Source organism: uncultured Eudoraea sp., assembly GCF_947258525.1.
Taxonomy (GTDB): Bacteria; Bacteroidota; Bacteroidia; order Flavobacteriales; family Flavobacteriaceae; genus Eudoraea.
This window is the reverse complement of sequence record NZ_CAMYIP010000094.1, coordinates 18,443-37,101: the sequence shown is the minus strand read 5'-3', so window position 1 is coordinate 37,101 and position 18,659 is coordinate 18,443. Positions and strand designations below refer to the sequence as shown.

The following is an 18,659-nucleotide window of genomic DNA, read 5'->3' as shown; positions in this document are numbered from 1 at the left end:
TGAATATTTGCTGTTAAGGGATTTAATTACTTAATTTAACTATAGGTTCTGATGAGGTTGTGCTTTACAGGTTATTCATCTCTTGAATTGTAAAAAGGTTTTAAGTATAATTTTGAGAATTTGTTTTATTCTTATCTATTTTGGCCGGGTTTTTGATTATTTCAGAAATATGAAGCGAGTTTTATTTCTTCTCTTATTTGTAGGCCTGGCATATACAGTCAGTTCGCAATCCAGACAGGCAGTGTTTAAAAAGGGAAGGATCATAGATTCTATTCAGATCAATGATTCAATCTCCGAAACTTATAAATTATATCTTCCAAAAAAGTTTGATGGTAAGGGTACCTGGCCCATTATATTTGTTTTTGACATGAATGGCAAGAATAGCCAGGCATTGAATATGTTTAAGACAGCTGCCGAAGAACAAGGATATCTGCTTGCTTCCTCTAATGATATAAGTGATACGATTTCAATTTCTAAAAATGTTTTAATTACCAGTAGGATGTTTCGTGAGGTTGCATCGCTTTTCCCTATAAATAATAATAGAATTTATACAGCAGGGTTTTCCTCGGGAGCTAAATTTGCCACCGTTGTACCTTCCTTTATTAAAGAAGTAAACGGGGTAATTTCTTGCGGCTCATTTGTGCCAAGTGTAGAGTTATTGGATGAAAAAAGGCCTTTTTATTTTATCGGAATAGTTGGGAATGAGGATTTCAACTTTCCTCTAATGCTACAAGGGCGGGAATTGCTTAACAAAATGAAATTCCCCAATGACCTTTTGGTTTTTGATGGGGGTGAGAAATGGTCATATGACCTTATAGACAAGGCATTAAAGAACCTTACACTAGCTGCCATGGCTAAAGGAAATGTTCAGAGGGACAATAAATTTATCCTTGATAATTATCGCGAAAATTTTCAGGAATACTTAGGATTAAAAAGTTCAGGTAAGAGTTTATTGGCATATGATCGGCTTAATGAAATAATTTCTGTTTACAGGCCACATCTGGAAATTGATTCATTGAGGGAGGAAATTAAAATCCTTAAAAAAGCAAATTCATACAGAGCTCAAAAACGAAATTTGAATAATGTCCTTCTTAGGGAATCATTTATTATTGATGATTATAATTATAATCTGGATGAAGATGTGTCTACTCTTAATTACAATAATCTGGGATGGTGGAATTATCAGATGGATGAACTGAAAAAGTATGATAAAAAGTCGGATCCTTTCGAAAGACAAATGGGAAAAAGACTATTGGGTTATCTCAATGCACTAATAGAAGATAATATTGATATTGAATTGGAATATCCGGTGGTTAATGACGAGACATTGAGTTTTCTTTGGATGCTCAAAACTATTACGGAGCCCAAGGCGTATTCTTATTACTTAAAAATCATATCTGATAGTTCCAAATACGAAGACTTCGGTACGGCATTGTTTTACCTCGAAGAATTATTAAAAAACGGATATAAGGATAAGCCCCGCCTATATTCACTTGAGCATACGGCACTGTTGAGAATTATGCCCGAGTTTAATGCCATAGTAAATAAATACCTGAAGGAATCTCGATATGACACCATTATTGAGGAATAATTTTTGGAATTAAATCTAGGTTCCAATCAATAACTAATCCTTTGGCAAGCGACTTAGTTACTTCTTTCCCATAAAGGTATTCACAAAGATATAAAGAGGCCTCAAAGCTTTTAGCTCCACCTGCAGAGGTAATGTATTTTCCATCATGCACAAATAATACGCTGTCCCTGACATTCAGATGGGGAAACATCTGCTTGTAATTTTCAATATCACTTGGGAAAGTGGTTGAGGAAACTTTATTAAGCAGCCCTGCTTTTGCAAGTACAAAAGCACCATCACAATGTGAGGTCATAAATAACGCATTCTTATCTACGCTTTTTACAAAATTCAGCATGGCAGTATCTTTTAGGTCTGTATCCAAATGGTGTTCTGCACTGGGAATTACGAGTATATCAATGCGTGGAAGGGAGTCCCTTAAGTAGTTAAAATCAGGTAAAATTCGCAGACCCTCAAAAGTAGTAACCGGTTCTAATGTATTAGCCACAGTAAATGTATTCATGGCCTTTATGCCTTCATGATATTTTGTATGTTGAAAAATATCAAATGGAGCGGTAAATTCTGTATTATATGTTCCCTCCATAATTAGGAAAGCAACATTATAATTACCGGGAATAATTCTGGCAGCTCTTTTCAGCTTGGTTGAAGAAGGCTCCAAATGATTCTTTTTTTCCTTGCAACCGGAAGTGAATCCAACAAAAATTAATAAGATGATGAAATATTTCATAGACTTTAATTTCGGGTACTTTTTAGTAGGACTTGCTTTAACCATAAAAGTAATAAAATACCGAGTAGGCCTATAACGGAGGCTAAATACCATGTGGTTTCATAGCCAAGCTTTGCAATGGAATTCATTCCTGAATTATGCGCGAAAATATGAGCAATTGAAAAGGAAATGCTATAAAGAGCCATGTACTCACCTGGTCTGCCCCTCCGTGCTCTGTCCATGGCAAATGCATATGAAAATGGAAACGCTATCATTTCTCCCAGAGTCATCAATAACATACCTATTACAAGAATACCAACCCATGTACCGAAATTAAAGATTAACAGGCTTAAGGTAACCAACAACAAGCCAATCACTACATGGGCTATTTTGGACAAAGACCTTGTTTCCAAAAATTTAATGAGAGGCATTTCAAAAACTACAATTAAAAAGCCATTCATCGCTAAAAGCAAACCTATTTGCGTTTCATTTAACCCGCGCGCATCCTTATAGTATATTGGAATTGTGGAAAAGTATTGCACAAATACAAATGCGAACAGAACCATGGAAACAATAAATATCCAATACTGTACATCTTTATATGCAGATAGAGGCATTTCATTTTGAATGCTTTCCTGGACTTTTGCCTTTTTAGGGTTTAAGACAACTAATAGTAATACACCAGCTGCCATGCAGGTAAGACCATCTACCCAAAATAACCCGCCATAACCCAAGGTTGCTATTATAAGGCCACCAATAGCTGGGCCGGCAGAAAAACCAAGATTTATGGCAAGTCTGATAAGTGTTACCGATCTGGTTTTATTTGCAGGCTTACTATATGAGTTAAGGGCGACAAATGTCGCTGGCCTGAATGCATCAGCGATAATCATTAACAAGAATACACCTCCACAAACTGACCAAAAAGAATTAAGAAATTGAAGAATAATAAAAAGTATCCCACTCAAAATAAGACTTACCAACATGACCCGATATGGACCAAAGCGATCTGTTAATTTTCCTCCCAGCCAGGCACCGACAAGTGATCCTAATCCAAAACAACTCATAATAATTCCAACGTTTTCCAATGTGAAACCAAGATCCTGAGTAAGATAAAGCGATAAAAAAGGGATGACCATAGTCCCCGCCCTATTTATCAGGGTTATCAAAGAGAGCCACCAAACCTCTTTCGATAATCCCTTAAATGAATTTATGTAATTATTATAAATTGATTTCATGCGGTTTGAATCATAAAAAAGCCCGACATACTCGTCAGGCCATAGCTTATAAAATAGTATTGGTTTCAATCATAGCAGGGTCAGTGGACCGGTGTACAGAATGCCTTTTCCGTCCTTTCAATCAACATATTATGCATAATTTATTCTTGAAAAGTAAAAGTATATAAAAAAAAAGAGATGTTGTATTTTTGAATGAAATACGCGTCTATGAAAAAAAATATCTTAGTTTGGCTTGTTTGTTTATTTTTTTGCACATTGGCTTGTGAAGATAAACGCAAATATCACGATGCAAAAAACTCGGATATAAAAGCGGATAATTCAGAGCTTGTTAATGAGATTTTATTATTTCAGAAAAAGCTTAATGAAGAATTCCAAAACCCTGAGACATCTCCTTTACCCGACAGATATCGCAAAGATTTTGAGGGCTTGGATTTCTTTCAGCCCGATACTTCATTTAGAGTAATAGCTACTCTGGAGCGGACAGCGGATGCAATTCCTTTTATGATGCCTACTACAACAGAACGTTTTTCCGAAGAAGTGGTATACGGGATAGTCCATTTCGCTCTAAATGGAAATAAATACAGTCTTGAAGTTTATCAAAACCTTGAATTGAAAGATACAGAAGACTATGAAGATTACCTCTTCCTGCCTTTTTTGGATAATACAAATGGTGAAGAGACCTATGCCGGAGGCCGGTATCTTGATTTGGAAATCCCCGAAGGAAATTCAATTGTAATTGATTTTAACCAGGCTTACAATCCTTATTGCGTTTATAATAAGAAGTATTCTTGTCCTATAGTCCCAAAAAGAAATATACTGAACACTAAAATTACTGCTGGTGTGAAAAATTTTAAAATGAAATAAAATAAATTGGCCCTGATGAATTACCATCAGGGCCGGCATTTATTTAACTAAACAAAACCAAACTAATTTTTTATCTAAAACGCAAAAACAGCAGCCAATAAGAAAGAGGAAAGGCTTTTTGATGCTTCTAAATTATTATTTATGAAAGCATCATCTGATGCACTGTCTAATCTGATTTCAGGAATAAATGTAAGGTATTCACCAACCGTAAGGTTACCTGTTAGTGTTACTGCAAATACACTGGAATCTTCAAGTCCGGTTCCTATTGCTCCAAAATCACCACTTTCTTTGAAATATTCTCCTCTCAAGCCGATTGTAAATGTATCCGAAGTGCTATACTGAGGGTATAAAGCTGCACCATAAAAGCCAACACCATCTGTATCTTGGTAAGTAGCATTTATTCCAAGAAAAAAGGATTCACCTATATCAAAACCGCCGGTATAGTCAATTTGGAAAAGACCTTTGATATCAGTTTCCGTAGGAACCCCTGCAACCAGGGTTTCATTAAACCCTTGTTTTCCATAAATGAAATTTAAAAATTGGCCTGAATACCCTAACTGGGCACCAAAGGAATATTCGCTAAATGGGTTAACATCAGTAAAATCAGTTGGATTCATAATGGCTACCATAGCAGACCAGTCGTTCCCAAGGTCAAAATCAGCTTTTATACCAGCATGGGAAAACGGCCCGTAGGAGAACATATAGGACGTACTGTAGTTAAAATTACCAGTTGGTGAAATTACTTCATAACCCAGGAAAGTGTTGAAATTACCAAAGGTCAATGTAACAGTCTCACTAACGTTCCAGTAAACATATAATTGGTTTATAATATTTGATGAACCAAAAGGTGATCCAAAAACTGCTTCTTCACCTCTGGGTCCAAAAACTAAGTCGACAACAACACCAACCTTTTCACCTTCGTAAGCACCAATTAAGTTAACCATACCCAATGCAAAACCAGGTCTGTTAGCGAATGAAGTGCCGGGTGCCGTTGGTCCAACAGATCCACCGGCGTCGTCTGGTATTACTTTGTTGAGGCCATCAAAATTTGCTCTGAAGTAGCCATCTGCTGATCCACTAAAAGAAAATTTCTTTTTTTCTTCTTCCTCTTCTTCCTGAGCAAAAGACGCTGTTCCAAGCAATAACAATGCTAAAAGTAAGAGATTTTTTATGTAACTTGTATTAATAAATGTTTTCATAATTCAATGTTTTAGTTTCCTTTTGAGGAGAACGTTAAATGATATTTAAATTGATTTAATTGAAAATGTTTTATAACGGAGCGTTCTGCCAAACGCTCCGTTCATTTTTACTATATATTATTGTTCACTCATTCTAAAATCGGCATAGGCGTCCATTCCGTGTTCAGCCAAGTCCAACCCGTCTATTTCTTCTTCTTTTGGAACTCTTATTCCTACGGTTTTCTTGAGTGCAAAAATGATTATGAAGGCGGAGATGCAACAAAATACTCCCACTGAGGCAACTCCGGTCAATTGATAGATTAACTGCTGGCCTCCGGCAAGGTCTCCAAATATTCCAACTGCAAGTGTTCCCCAGATTCCACATATAAGGTGGACGGTAACTGCACCAACAGGATCATCTAATCGAATTCTGTCAATTAAGGCTACACCTAGTACAATTATGACACCAGCTATAAGACCTATAATTACAGCCTCGGTAGGCGACATTAGATCCGCGCCTGCGGTAATACCTACCAGGCCTCCTAAAATTCCGTTCAGGAACATGGTAAGGTCCATATTCTTATACATTAGTGTGGATAATATCGCTGCTCCAACACCACCGGCTGCTGCCGCCAAACAAGTGGTTACAAGTACCAGAGATGTAGTAGCCGGGTCTGCAGATAAAACAGAGCCACCATTAAAACCAAACCAGCCTAACCATAGGATTAATACCCCCGCTGTTGCCATAGGAATGCTATGGCCAGGGATAGCCTGTGGTTTACCATCTTCACTAAATTTGCCTATTCTGGCTCCCAATAAGTAAATGGCTATTAAAGCTCCCCATCCACCAACTGAATGTACTAAAGTAGATCCGGCAAAATCGTAAAAGCCTCCTTCTTCTCCTCCTAATGTGGAAAGGAATCCGCCACCCCATTGCCAGGAACCTGCTATAGGATATATAAGACCCACATAAATGATTGTGAAAATCATAAATGGACCTATTTTAATGCGCTCCGCAACAGCTCCTGAAACAATTGTAGCTGCCGTGGCTGCAAACATTCCCTGGAACAGAAAATCTGTCCACCAGGTATAACCTCCGTCGGCATATTCGGCAGTCATCCCATTTTCCGGGGCGTCAATGCCAAAACCTGCAAACTCGAAAATACCCATGGAACCTTCTTCAAATCCCGGATACATTAAATTAAAACCACCTATATAATACAGTAGTAGGCCTACTGTGATTATAAAGATATTTTTAAAGAGAATATTGATCGTGTTCTTTTGTCTGGTGAGGCCAATTTCTAAAAAGGCGAACCCTGTATGCATAAAAAATACGAGGGCGGTACATACCATCATCCAAACATTATTTGCTGTAAATAATCCTGCTTCCATTTCTTTTAAGTATTAGTTTGTTACTTTTTAGTTGATTCCGGCTTGGCCGTTTTCTTTGGTTCGTATTCTATAGGCCTGCAGGACATCGGAAACAAAGATTTTACCGTCGCCTACATTTCCTGTATAAGCGGCTTCCAAAACTGTGTTTACGGTTCTTTCAAGAAATTCGTCAGATATGACTATTTCGAGATACCTTCTTTGGATGTCTGTAGTACTGTATGATATACCACGATAGACATGACCTTGTTTTTCATTTCCAACTCCAGTTACATCCCAGTAACTAAAGAAATTTACCTCAATTTCATGAAGTGCGTTTTTCACGTCATCAAATTTGGATTTTCTAATAATTGCTTCAACTTTTTTCATTTTTAAATTTTATTGTTGATCGGCGCAAATATATATTAAATAATTTAACACCCTAAAAAAAGTAGGGGTGGTTGAGTAATTTTTATATTTATTTTAATTAGACCCTATTAATTTTAAGGGTATGTTATTAAAAACTTAAAAAATTGTATATATGATTATTTTGTGGGAGAGAATTAACTAAAGTTGTAGGAAAGTGTTAAACCTGTCCATTTTTTATAGAAGGAAATCAAATTAAACTAACTAATAAGGATAAAAAGGTGTGCTAAAAACAGAAATATTATATTAATCTGGCAAGCCAAAGGCCCATTACCACTGCGAGTACACCAACTGCAATACTACTTAAGGTATAAAAAGAAAAATGCAGTAATTGGCCGGATTGAAGCAATCCATGGTTTTCCAATGTAAATGCTGAAAACGTGGTAAATCCTCCGCAAAACCCTGTAGATAGGATCAGGATTTGATCTTTTGAAAGAAGATTCCCTTTCATTGATGCACCCAGAATAAAACCAATTACTAAACAGCCAATTATATTAACTATAAATGTGCCGAGGAAAAAATTATGAAAATAATCGTTGAAAGTTTTGCCAATTACAAAACGAAGAAAGCTACCAAACCCGCCACCAATAAAAACAAGCAAAAATTGTTTCATACCCTAAAGGTAAAAAACTAAATTGCTTTTTTATACTTGGTTGAATCTAATTCCAGAGGATAAATTTTTGTTAAAGATTGCTCTGAAATACTTTTCCTTAACTTGTTTACTCTCTGTCCGGCGCTGGCTACACTAAAAAACAAAAGTGCAGCATTAAATATGACTAGAACAATAAAAATGGTTAAAAAAGTGGTCATTTTAGAATTATAATATAATTGGTTAACGCAAAATTACTTCTTTTCTTGTATTATACGAATGAAATACGCAGTTTGTTGTGAATTACCAAATTTTTGTGGTGTTGGTAGCAATAATGTTAATTTTTAAGAATATACTTAATCGCAAATAGGAATATTATGAATATGACAAATACAATCCCGACCCATTTTACCCCACTATAATTTTTAGCGTGAAGTTTCTTGTCTTTTCGATAAGAAAATATCAGGATCAATGTGAATAACAATATAAAAACTATGGCAAATAGTACTTGTCCTGTGCTAAACATATTTATTATTTTTAGCAAAACTAAAACAAAAATACCATGAAAAAGAAAATTGCTTCGGTAGAAATTTTTCACAGATCTTTTGGTCTTGGGGTGTCTCACGAAATGAAGGCAGATCTTGGTGAAGCAAAGAATAAGCTTCGATTTAACCTTATGGACGAGGAGAATAAAGAGTATTTTGAGGCTGCACAAAATAATGATTTGGCAGAGGTAGCTGATGCTTTAGGAGATATGCTTTATATTCTCTGTGGGACAATTCTTGAACACGGCATGCAATATAAAATAGAGGAAGTATTTGAAGAAATTCAACGAAGCAATATGAGCAAATTAGGAAAAGATGGGAAACCTATATACAGGGAAGATGGGAAAGTATTGAAAGGGCCGGAATATTTTAAGCCAAATATTCAGGCTATTCTGGATAAATAAAACAGGTACTAGTTTTTAGCACATGTTTATTATGTTTTTAGGAGATTACTGGACTTTATACCTCCATCCAAATTTATCTTCAGTCTTGTTATATTGTATTTCCAGTAATTTTTGCTTCAGGATTGTTGCATAGGATTTTTCAATTTTAGGTAACTCAAAGCGTTCACCCTTATAACCAAAGCCCAAGATTGGATTAATCACAGCAGCGGTTCCGCTACCAAACATTTCTTTTAAAGAATTATTCTTTATTCCATCTACCAGCTCAGACACTTTTATGGGCCTTATTTCAACTTCAATTCCCATGTCTTTTGCCAATTCAATGATACTTTTTCTGGTTATACCATCCAATATTCTATCCCCTGTTGGGCAAGTAATTAATTTATCATCCAGTCGAATGAAGATATTCATGGTACCAGCTTCTTCTATGTACTCATGTGTATTCGCGTCTGTCCAAACCACTTGTTGGAACCCTTCTTCCTTGGCCAGGTTGGTTGGATAAAACTGCCCCGCATAATTACCGGCGGCCTTGGTAAAACCAAATCCACCATCAGCTGCCCTGCTAAATTTTTCAGCAATCTTTACTCTTACTTCACCTCCGTAGTAGGATTGTGCAGGAGAGCAAATAATAATAAATTTAAACTCCTCAGAGGGAGAAGCAATTATTCCAGCTTGGGTTGCAATAACAAAAGGACGGATATACAAAGAATTACCTACGCCAGGTTTAATCCACTTCTCGTCTAACTGTAAAAGCTTCTTGAGACCTTCAAAAAAATATTCTTCAGGAAATTCAGGCATTGCCAGTCGGACACTGGACTTATTTATACGTCTATAGTTCTCGTCAGGTCTAAATAGCCAAACAGTACCCTTGTCATCTCTATAGGCCTTCATCCCTTCAAAAACAGCCTGGCCATAATGAAATATCCTGGAAGAAGGTTCCATTTGCAATGGCTGATAAGGAATTATTTTTGGCGTTTCCCATACACCATTTCTATAATCACAGACAAACATATGATCTGTGAAATATGCGCCAAAAGGAAGATCATCAAAATTAACCTCAGTAATCTTAGATGATTCTGCCTTCTCCACTATCAGATTTTTTACTTCTGTATCCATTGAAATCACTTTTTCTTGGATTAAAATTAAACAATTATCACCTTTAATGACTTCTTTTTCCGAGGAAAAATCGCCAGTTTTGCAGATGAATCATAAATATTATTAATAATGAAAAGTTTTAACATTTTACTTGTGTTATTAGTACTGTTAATGGCTTGTAAAAATCAACAAAAGTCATCAGGCGAAAGTGAAAAAGTGCTAATTGAAAAGAATTATGCTTCATTTGGTAAGTCCATTGATGGCGAAGATGCTATTGAAAGCGGAGAAATGTTAGTTAAATTTAAGACACTTTCGGAGACAGATACCTTGGAAACCAAATTTGTAGGAACGGTTGTGGATGTTTGCAAGTCTAAAGGTTGTTGGATGAAACTGAAATTAAATAATGAAGAGGAAGTAATGGTGAAGTTTAAAGATTATGGCTTTTTTGTACCTAAGGATATTGAAGGAAAGGAAGTAATTGTAAATGGAATTGCTTTTGTGGATCTCATGAGCATTGATGATCAAAAACATTATGCCCAAGATGCCGGCAAATCACAGGAAGATATTGAACGGATAATAAAACCTGAAAAAACATTTTCATTTGAGGCAGATGGCGTACTAATAGGGCAATAAGTTGATACGAAAGATAATTACTACGGCCGATGGTTCCAAAACCATTCAAATACAGGATTGGGAGGAACAATATCACTCCAAACACGGTGCCGTAAATGAGGCAAATCATGTTTTTATAGATAAAGGATTCCAATATTTAACCAATGAGCCCATAAATATTTTGGAGATTGGTTTTGGAACAGGTCTCAATGCCCTGATAACTTTGATTGAAGCCGAAAAAACTAATAGAAGGGTAGATTATACTGGTATTGAGGCTTATCCCGTAACAGATGAAGAAATATCACAGCTTGATTATATTGGAACTTTGGAGGCAGAGACGTATAGAGAGGCATTTTTTGAAATGCATACGTGTCCCTGGGGAATCAAAACAATAATTACACCTCGTTTTACATTTAATAAGTACAAAAAAGACTTCCGGGACATCTCTGACAACAATCTTTACGACCTTATATATTTTGATGCCTTTGGTGCCAGGGTACAACCGGAACTTTGGACAGAACCGGTTTTTGATAAAATGTATAAAGCTCTTACTAAACATGGAGTTTTGGTCACCTATTCGGCTAAAGGAAGTGTCAGAAGAGCAATGCAGGCTGTTGGTTTTGTCGTAGAACGCTTACCTGGACCACCCGGTAAAAGGGAAATGCTTAGGGCTCTAAAAGTGTAAAGGGAAACAAATTTTAGCAATAATTTATAAAGGATACTGTTAAATCCAAATTAAACCTGATTGCTACGGGTTTAAAAACCAATATCTTTAGCGAAAATTATGCAATGAAAGTATTAATTGCCGGGGCAACCGGATTAATAGGCAAAGCCATAACCGACCTATGTCGTGAAAAAGGGATTTCAGTTAATTATCTTACAACTGATAGATCCAAAATAAAGAACGAAAACAATTATCAGGGATTTTATTGGGAGCCAGAAAAAAATAAATTAGATGCAAATTGTTTTGAGGGAGTTACTGCAATTATCAATTTGGCTGGTGCTGGTATTGCAGGCAAATGGACAAAATCTTACAAAAAGCAAATTCTATCCAGCAGAATAGACAGCCTTAGCACACTATATAGTGCAATTAAAAACTTGAACACGAAGGAAAGAATTACTTTCATATCTGCATCTGCAATCGGAATCTATCCAAATTCCCTAACTGATTTTTACACCGAAAAGGAAACGACCGTGGATGCAAGCTTTTTGGGGGAAGTATCAGAGATGTGGGAAAAAGAAATGGATAAATTCAAGGAGCTTAATTGTACTGTAGCTAAAATAAGAATTGGCCTTGTTCTCTCATCAGAGGGAGGAGCTTTACCAAATATAGAAAATGCTGTTAGAAAATATTTAGGCGCTTCATTTGGTTCTGGGGAACAATGGCAATCATGGATACATGTGAATGATATTGCCCGAATGTTTGTATTTACCATGGAAAATAATCTGTCTGGTGTTTATAACGGAGTAGCGCCAAATCCTGTAACTAACAGAAAAATGGTCAAAGAATTGGCCAAGGTCCTTAATAAACCCTTGTTTTTGCCCAATATTCCTCAATTTGCAATGAGACTTATCCTGGGTGAAATGTCTTATCTTTTATTTGTTAGTCAGCGCGTGAGCAGTAAAAAAATAGAAAAAGAAGGCTTTAATTTTGAATTTAATAATATTTGCAGAGCATTGGAAAATATATACTCAGAGCAAGTCAATGAGGACAACAAGGATGATGTTTTGTCCAAAGAATACGTGTAGATTAAATATATAGATAAGTAGTTTCAAATAGAACATCCTGTAATTAGGGTGTTTTTTTTTGTGACATTTTGACATTTTAAAAGAATTGGCAGTACTTTTGCCATCCTAATTTGAGGTTTATAAAAAGCAATACCAAATGAACAAAAAAGATAAGTCAGACGAGATCAATGAAATGATTCCGGAAGAGCAGTTATTTGAGGAAATGGGGGAAGAACAGGACTTGGAGGCAGATTCAAATGAGCAGCAAGAGGAGATAAAATCTATTGAAGAACAATTAAAGGAAGATCTGGAAAAGGAAAAAGACAAGTTTTTAAGGCTGTTTGCGGAGTTTGAAAATTACAAAAAGCGCACTACTAAGGAACGTATGGACCTTTTTAAAACTGCCGGGCAGGAGATTATGTTAGCTCTGTTGCCGATCATGGATGATTTTGATAGGGCTCTAAAAGAGATCTCTAAGTCTACCGATAAAGAATTGTTTAAAGGTGTTGATCTTATCAGTAATAAATTAAAAGAAACACTTAAATCTAAGGGTTTACAGGAGATAAAAGCGAAAGAAGGTGATGCTTTTGACGCCGAAGTCCATGACGCAATTACCCAGATTCCTGCTCCTAATAAAAAACTAAAAGGTAAAATAATAGATGTTGTTGAAAAGGGGTTCAAACTTGGAGATAAAATTATACGACATCCAAAAGTGGTTGTTGGAAATTAAACAAATAATAGACTTATGAAGCAGGATTTCTATGAAATATTGGGTATTTCCAAAAGCGCCACAGCAGCTGAGATTAAAAAAGCTTATCGAAAAAAAGCCATAGAATTTCACCCGGATAAAAACCCGGGAGACGCAGAGGCAGAAGAAATGTTTAAAAAGGCGGCTGAAGCTTATGAAGTTTTGAGTGATCCTGACAAGAAAGCCCGATACGATCAATATGGGCATGCTGCATTTGAAGGCGGTGGTTTTGGTGGTGGAGGAATGAATATGGACGATATCTTTAGCCAATTTGGGGATATTTTTGGCAGTGCATTTGGTGGCGGATTTGGTGGCTTTGGAGGCTTTAGTGGGGGTCAACGCAGAGTAAAAGGCAGCAATTTAAGAATTCGTGTTAGCTTAACCCTTGAAGAGATTGCCCATGGTGTTGAGAAAAAGGTTAAGGTAAAACGTAAAAAGCAAGCGGCTGGTGTAACCTATAAAACCTGTACTACCTGCAACGGTGCGGGGCAGGTAACAAAAATAACCAATACAATTTTAGGTAGGATGCAAACAGCAGCCACCTGCAATAGTTGTGGAGGAAGTGGTCAAATCATAGATAAAAGACCGAAAGATGCTGATGCTCAGGGCTTAAAAGTGGTAGAAGAGACAGTTTCCATTAAAATACCCCCAGGGGTTGAGCAGGGGATGCAGTTAAAAGTATCCGGCAAGGGTAATGAAGCTCCCGGTAATGGAATTTCAGGAGATCTGCTGGTTGCCATAGAAACCAAGGAACATGCTACCTTAAAGCGAGAAGGTGATAATCTTCATTATGATTTATACATAAGTATTTCGGATGCCATTTTAGGTACAACTAAGGAGATTGATACGGTAACAGGTCAGGTTCGTATTAAATTGGAAGCAGGTATTCAATCGGGCAAAATTCTGCGATTGAGAGGAAAAGGTATTACTAGTATTAATGGTTATGGTACAGGCGACCTATTGGTTCATGTAAATGTATGGACGCCAAAGGAATTAAATAAGGAGCAACGTGAATTTTTTGAGAAGATGCGTAATACCGAGAACTTTGAACCAAAGCCAGAAAAATCTGATAAATCCTTTTTTGAAAAAGTAAAAGATATGTTCTCTTAACGAATTAAACTTTTCTTTTTAAATAAAAAACGTATATTTGAATCAATATTGGGAAACCAATATTAATTTTCTTTTTCATAGCAATTTTTTTCCCATCCTTAATCTATTTAAGGGTGGGTTTTGTTTTTTATACGTGCTTTGTGCATTAAATCATTGAGGTTGAAAACAAAATAACCTGGTTTAAAGAACCGTTTTAATGCATTTCTATATCTTTGAATCCTATAAAAAGTAATGATAATAGATAATAAATTCTGACTTTACTAATATTGAAAAAGTTGTAATTAAGAATTTGCTCTATTTGTTTTATCTAAGTTCAAAACTCGGTTTGAAAAAGTTACGGATACATTCAGATTTTAATAAAACAATGCCCGCATGAAAGATATCTTAGTTGCCAATAATGTTACTAAAAAATTTGGTGACCAAATTGCACTAAATAATGTTTCTCTGGCGATACCAAGGAATTGTATTTATGGACTCTTGGGCCCTAATGGTGCTGGTAAGACAACCTTAATAAGAATTATAAATCAAATTACCTATCCAGATTCTGGTGAAGTTCTGTTTAATGGAGAGTTACTGCAACCTCATCATATAGCTTTAATTGGTTATCTTCCTGAAGAGAGAGGTCTTTATAAAAGCATGAAAGTTGGCGAGCAGGCACTGTATCTTGCCCAGCTTAAAGGATTGAGTAAATCTGAGGCAAATAAAAGGCTCAGGCATTGGTTTGATAAGCTGGAAATAGGAGATTGGTGGAACAGAAAAATTCAGGAGCTTTCAAAAGGCATGGCGCAAAAAATTCAGTTTGTTGTTACAGTCTTGCATGAGCCCAAACTTTTAATTTTTGATGAACCTTTTAGTGGTTTTGATCCTATTAATGCCAACATTATAAAAGAAGAGATTTTAAAGCTTAAGGATAAAGGGACTTCGATCATTTTTTCGACTCACAGAATGGAATCTGTCGAAGAATTATGTGAATATATTGCACTTTTGCACAATGCGGAAAAGATTTTGGATGGTAGGCTTGAAGATATCAAAAGACAATACAAAAACAACATATATAGAGTTGGACTGGAATTAGAAAATGGGGAAATTTTTTTAAAACAGATTTCAGATAAATTTGATATCACTGCTTCGACATATGATTTGCGCAAAAAGCAACTAGATTTTACAGTTCAATTACCTTCGGATGACACCCGAAATTTTTTGTCGCTATTATCTGCAGAAGCGAGTATAAATAATTTTGTGGAGACTATCCCTACAGCTAATGAGATATTTATTCAAACCGTACAAAACATAAATGGCCATGAATAAATTGCCTTTAATAATTAAGCGCGAATATCTGGCTAAAGTCCGTAACAAATCATTTGTGATCATGACTTTCCTAAGTCCGATTCTTATGGTGGGAATGATTGTACTTATCGCTTATCTGACTAAGGTAAATGATAGTCAGAAAAGGATAATCGCAATATTTAATGAAAGCGATTACTTCTCTACGGATTTCAATACTACCGAAAGAACCTCCTATGTTTTTTTTAAAGGGATATCGTTGCAAGCAGCAAAGGATTCAACTTTGAATCTTGGGTTTTCAGGCCTGTTGTATATTCCTAATGGGAGCGACCTGGAACAGGTAACCCAAAATTCCTTCTTCTATTCAAAAGATGCTCCTAGTACTATGGTGCTCGATCCTTTAGAAAATATATTCGAGGAACGCTTAAGGCAAAGAAGGTTAATAGATATTGGAGTTTCTTCGGAGGAATTTACTTCAATTAATGACCACTTCGAAATGAATATAGCCACTTTTACGGGAGAGCAAAATTTAAAAGGTATAAATGAAATGAAAGCTTTTGTTGGTGGCGGATTTGGCTATTTGATAATGATGTTTATCATTATCTACGGTGGTTTTGTGATGCGCAGTGTAATTGAAGAGAAAACTAGTCGTATTATTGAAGTAATAATCTCATCTGTAAAACCATTTCAATTAATGTTAGGAAAGATTATTGGCACTTCCTTAGCGGGAATAACACAATTTTCAATCTGGATAATATCTGCATCCTTACTCTTGTTTGTAATATTTTTGGTTTCCGGAATAGATCTTACAGGTTTCAGCGATCAATCTGCAATTTCAGCTAATCCTATGACTAGTATTTCTCCTTTACCGGCAACATCAAATACGATGCAATTGTATGCACTCGAACTTCTGCAGATACCCTGGTTTTTACTCATTTCTCTGTTTTTAGTTTATTTTATACTCGGATATTTAATTTATAGTTCTATTTATGCGGCTATTGGCGCGGCTGTAGATAATGAGACCGATACACAGCAATTTATTTTTCCCATAATTCTGCCACTAATGCTGGCCATTTATGTTGGATTCTTTTCTGTATTTAGCAACCCTCATGGTCCTATTGCTATTGCATTTTCCCTATTTCCTTTTACGTCACCCATTGTGATGCTCATGCGTTTACCAGGAGGTATTGGAGATGGAGGGGTTCCACTGTGGCAGATAATTACTTCTATTGTACTTTTAATTGTAACATTTATCGGAATTGTATGGCTCGCAGCCAAAATTTACCGAGTGGGAATTTTAATGTATGGCAAGAAACCAACCTATAAGGAATTATATAAATGGCTAAAATACTAATCATGCTAGCGCAAGAAGAAGACGAGGTAAAGAGGTTCTTTCAGGAAGATGTATGGGCTTCCATAAAGGAGTTTTTAAATTGGGGACTGCATCTGGGTGAAGAAGGTGAGAATTCCATTCATATAACAATAGGGCTCCTAATACTTTTAATTATAACCTTTATTGTAACCGATTTTGTTTTAAAAACGATTAGGAGATTATATACTAATAAAATGGAAGGTGATGATAAGCTAAAGTTTATTAGCATCTTTAAGTTTATAAAGTATTTTGTATATCTGTTAGTCATCCTTCTTACACTGAGAGCAGGTGGTGTAGATATTACTCTTCTTATTACTGCATCAGCAGCCTTGTTTGTTGGACTTGGCCTGGCCCTTCAGGATCTGTTCCAGGACATTATTGGGGGTATTTTCATTATTACGGATAAATCAGTTCAGGTTGGAGATATTGTAGAGACTGAGGGTAAGGTAGGTAAGGTGGTTGAAATTAAATTGAGAACTACCAGGGCTATTACCCGGGATGACAGGGTCATAATTATCCCAAATCATAAATTTATGAAGGATATTGTCTATAACTATACCCAAAATAATGTAACTACCAGAGAAGAAATACGAGTTCAGGTAGCCTATGGAAGTAATGTTGATTTGGTTACCGAAATATTGATTTCATGTCTAAAATCGAACAATAAAGTTTTGAAAGATCCATTACCATTTGTGCTTTTTGATGATTTCGGAGAATCTGGTCTTTCATTTTCGCTGCATTTTTACATAAATGAGACTTTTCTTGCGTTAAAGGTAAAAAGTGAAATTCGATATGTAATTGATTCGGAGTTCCGCAAAAACAATATTGTTATCCCGTTTCCACAACGAGACGTGCATTTATTTAAAAAATAATTATAAATACCTAATTAAAATTTTAATGTGGAAGAAGCGTTCTCGGTGATATGATAAGGTATATTTTGGTTCTAGCCTTTATACTTTTGTTAAGTGAAGTTTCGTTTGCTCAAAGTACGGATATACTTAGGGTTGAATATACTTCACTTCCTAAGGGAGATTCGGGCACCAATGCATCACGTTATCGATTTTTGCTAAATGTTCCTATTAAAGTTGGTTGGGATAAGTATCTTGTTCTGGGAGGCGAGTTTAATCTCATAGATTTTGAAATCACTAAAGAATATCCATTTGATTCGAGTGGATTAAATACCCTTTATGTAATTGATTTCAATGCCGGTTATATCTTTAAACTAAATGAAGATTGGCGGTTTGTTGGTATTGTGACTCCCAGGATCGCTTCTAATTTGGTAAATGGGCTGCAGGGAGATGACTTTTTATTAAATCTTACGGCGACTATGTGGAAGGAAAAAAAGGATATTGACAAACCGTTCAGATTAATATTGGGACTCACCTATAACAGTACCACCGGTCTTCCTTTTCCCTTACCGCTTATTAATTATCATAAAAGATTTCACAGATCCTGGTCGTATTCCCTGGGAATTCCCAGAACTGATATTAGATACCATATAAAAGATAAACATACTTTACAAATGGCATTATTTTTGGACGGCTACTTTGTAAACCTCCAAAATGATATTCTTTTGCCCGACGGTGAATTCGGATCTGCCGTTTCACTCTCGGCGATTCTTGGGGCTGTAGGCTACCAGTATAATATTAGTAAACGTATGTCATTTTATGGAATAGGAGGAGTTACGTTGAACCAGCGTGGCTTGCTTAGAAATGACAAGAGGGAAAAAGTTTATACCTTAAATGACAAAAACGCAGGAGGTATATACTGGAAAGCAGGATTTAAAATTTCAATTTTTTAAAATTAAGAG

General features: G+C 35.9%; 19 protein-coding genes. 12 read left to right on the top strand and 7 right to left on the bottom strand.

The annotated features are described in order from the left end of the window. The first annotated feature begins 169 nt into the window (after positions 1-169). On the top strand, positions 170-1,591 hold the full coding sequence (locus tag Q0X89_RS07415; protein ID WP_297692690.1) for an alpha/beta hydrolase: 1,422 nt from the start codon (positions 170-172) through the stop codon (positions 1,589-1,591). Here the strand turns inward: Q0X89_RS07415 and Q0X89_RS07410 are convergent. Next, positions 1,578-2,315, bottom strand: coding sequence for a DJ-1/PfpI family protein (locus Q0X89_RS07410; protein WP_297692688.1), 738 nt, complete (start codon positions 2,313-2,315; stop codon positions 1,578-1,580). The genes Q0X89_RS07415 and Q0X89_RS07410 overlap by 14 nt on opposite strands. Positions 2,316-2,320: 5 nt before the next feature. Continuing rightward, complete coding sequence (locus tag Q0X89_RS07405) at positions 2,321-3,529, bottom strand: MFS transporter (RefSeq protein ID WP_297692686.1); 1,209 nt, start codon at positions 3,527-3,529, stop codon at positions 2,321-2,323. Positions 3,530-3,736: 207 nt separating this feature from the next. Here Q0X89_RS07405 and Q0X89_RS07400 point away from each other — a divergent pair, with 207 nt between their 5' ends. Beyond that, on the top strand, positions 3,737-4,393 hold the full coding sequence (locus tag Q0X89_RS07400) for a DUF1684 domain-containing protein (RefSeq protein ID WP_297692684.1): 657 nt from the start codon (positions 3,737-3,739) through the stop codon (positions 4,391-4,393). A 74-nt stretch (positions 4,394-4,467) separates the two neighbouring features. On the opposite strand, the gene Q0X89_RS07395 is transcribed toward Q0X89_RS07400, so the two are convergent. The 4 genes from Q0X89_RS07395 to crcB all read right to left on the bottom strand — a co-directional run bounded on the left by Q0X89_RS07395 (position 4,468) and on the right by crcB (position 7,978). Next, positions 4,468-5,592, bottom strand: coding sequence for an outer membrane beta-barrel protein (locus Q0X89_RS07395; protein ID WP_297692682.1), 1,125 nt, complete (start codon positions 5,590-5,592; stop codon positions 4,468-4,470). A 117-nt stretch (positions 5,593-5,709) separates the two neighbouring features. Beyond that, a complete protein-coding gene (locus Q0X89_RS07390; protein WP_297692680.1) occupies positions 5,710-6,963 on the bottom strand; it encodes an ammonium transporter in 1,254 nt (417 codons plus the stop codon). 27 nt (positions 6,964-6,990) lie between these two features. Beyond that, positions 6,991-7,329 (bottom strand): P-II family nitrogen regulator, encoded by a 339-nt coding sequence (locus Q0X89_RS07385; protein ID WP_297692678.1) that lies wholly within the window; start codon positions 7,327-7,329, stop codon positions 6,991-6,993. Positions 7,330-7,606: 277 nt separating this feature from the next. Then, positions 7,607-7,978: a fluoride efflux transporter CrcB gene (crcB, locus tag Q0X89_RS07380; RefSeq protein WP_297692676.1), complete on the bottom strand. Its 372-nt coding sequence runs from the start codon at positions 7,976-7,978 to the stop codon at positions 7,607-7,609. A 538-nt stretch (positions 7,979-8,516) separates the two neighbouring features. On the opposite strand from crcB, the gene Q0X89_RS07370 reads away from it, so the two are divergent. Continuing rightward, the gene (locus Q0X89_RS07370) at positions 8,517-8,903 is read left to right on the top strand and encodes a nucleoside triphosphate pyrophosphohydrolase family protein (protein WP_297692672.1); all 387 of its coding nucleotides are present in this window, start codon (positions 8,517-8,519) and stop codon (positions 8,901-8,903) included. Positions 8,904-8,948: 45 nt separating this feature from the next. On the opposite strand, the gene Q0X89_RS07365 is transcribed toward Q0X89_RS07370, so the two are convergent. Further along, positions 8,949-10,016, bottom strand: a complete 1,068-nt coding sequence (locus Q0X89_RS07365) for a branched-chain amino acid aminotransferase (RefSeq protein WP_297692670.1) — start codon at positions 10,014-10,016, stop codon at positions 8,949-8,951. Positions 10,017-10,124: 108 nt separating this feature from the next. Here Q0X89_RS07365 and Q0X89_RS07360 point away from each other — a divergent pair, with 108 nt between their 5' ends. From Q0X89_RS07360 to Q0X89_RS07320, 9 genes are all read left to right on the top strand, one after another. After that, positions 10,125-10,628 carry a DUF4920 domain-containing protein gene (locus tag Q0X89_RS07360; protein WP_297692668.1) on the top strand — a complete coding sequence of 168 codons (504 nt, stop codon included), beginning with the start codon at positions 10,125-10,127 and terminating at the stop codon, positions 10,626-10,628. A gap of 1 nt (position 10,629) precedes the next feature. Beyond that, positions 10,630-11,292 (top strand): tRNA (5-methylaminomethyl-2-thiouridine)(34)-methyltransferase MnmD, encoded by a 663-nt coding sequence (gene mnmD / locus Q0X89_RS07355; RefSeq protein ID WP_297692666.1) that lies wholly within the window; start codon positions 10,630-10,632, stop codon positions 11,290-11,292. 104 nt (positions 11,293-11,396) lie between these two features. Further along, positions 11,397-12,356 (top strand): TIGR01777 family oxidoreductase, encoded by a 960-nt coding sequence (locus Q0X89_RS07350; RefSeq protein ID WP_297692664.1) that lies wholly within the window; start codon positions 11,397-11,399, stop codon positions 12,354-12,356. A 136-nt stretch (positions 12,357-12,492) separates the two neighbouring features. Further along, a complete protein-coding gene (locus Q0X89_RS07345) occupies positions 12,493-13,065 on the top strand; it encodes a nucleotide exchange factor GrpE (protein WP_297692662.1) in 573 nt (190 codons plus the stop codon). Between the two features lie 15 nt (positions 13,066-13,080). Further along, complete coding sequence (dnaJ, locus tag Q0X89_RS07340) at positions 13,081-14,193, top strand: molecular chaperone DnaJ (RefSeq protein WP_297692660.1); 1,113 nt, start codon at positions 13,081-13,083, stop codon at positions 14,191-14,193. 372 nt (positions 14,194-14,565) lie between these two features. Continuing rightward, positions 14,566-15,501, top strand: coding sequence for an ABC transporter ATP-binding protein (locus Q0X89_RS07335; RefSeq protein ID WP_297692658.1), 936 nt, complete (start codon positions 14,566-14,568; stop codon positions 15,499-15,501). Then, positions 15,494-16,831, top strand: a complete 1,338-nt coding sequence (locus Q0X89_RS07330; RefSeq protein WP_297692656.1) for an ABC transporter permease — start codon at positions 15,494-15,496, stop codon at positions 16,829-16,831. The genes Q0X89_RS07335 and Q0X89_RS07330 overlap by 8 nt, the downstream gene beginning before the upstream one ends. Before the next feature lie 2 nt (positions 16,832-16,833). Beyond that, positions 16,834-17,721 carry a mechanosensitive ion channel domain-containing protein gene (locus Q0X89_RS07325; RefSeq protein WP_297692654.1) on the top strand — a complete coding sequence of 296 codons (888 nt, stop codon included), beginning with the start codon at positions 16,834-16,836 and terminating at the stop codon, positions 17,719-17,721. 50 nt (positions 17,722-17,771) lie between these two features. After that, positions 17,772-18,650 (top strand): DUF6268 family outer membrane beta-barrel protein, encoded by an 879-nt coding sequence (locus Q0X89_RS07320; RefSeq protein ID WP_297692652.1) that lies wholly within the window; start codon positions 17,772-17,774, stop codon positions 18,648-18,650. Positions 18,651-18,659 lie beyond the last annotated feature (9 nt).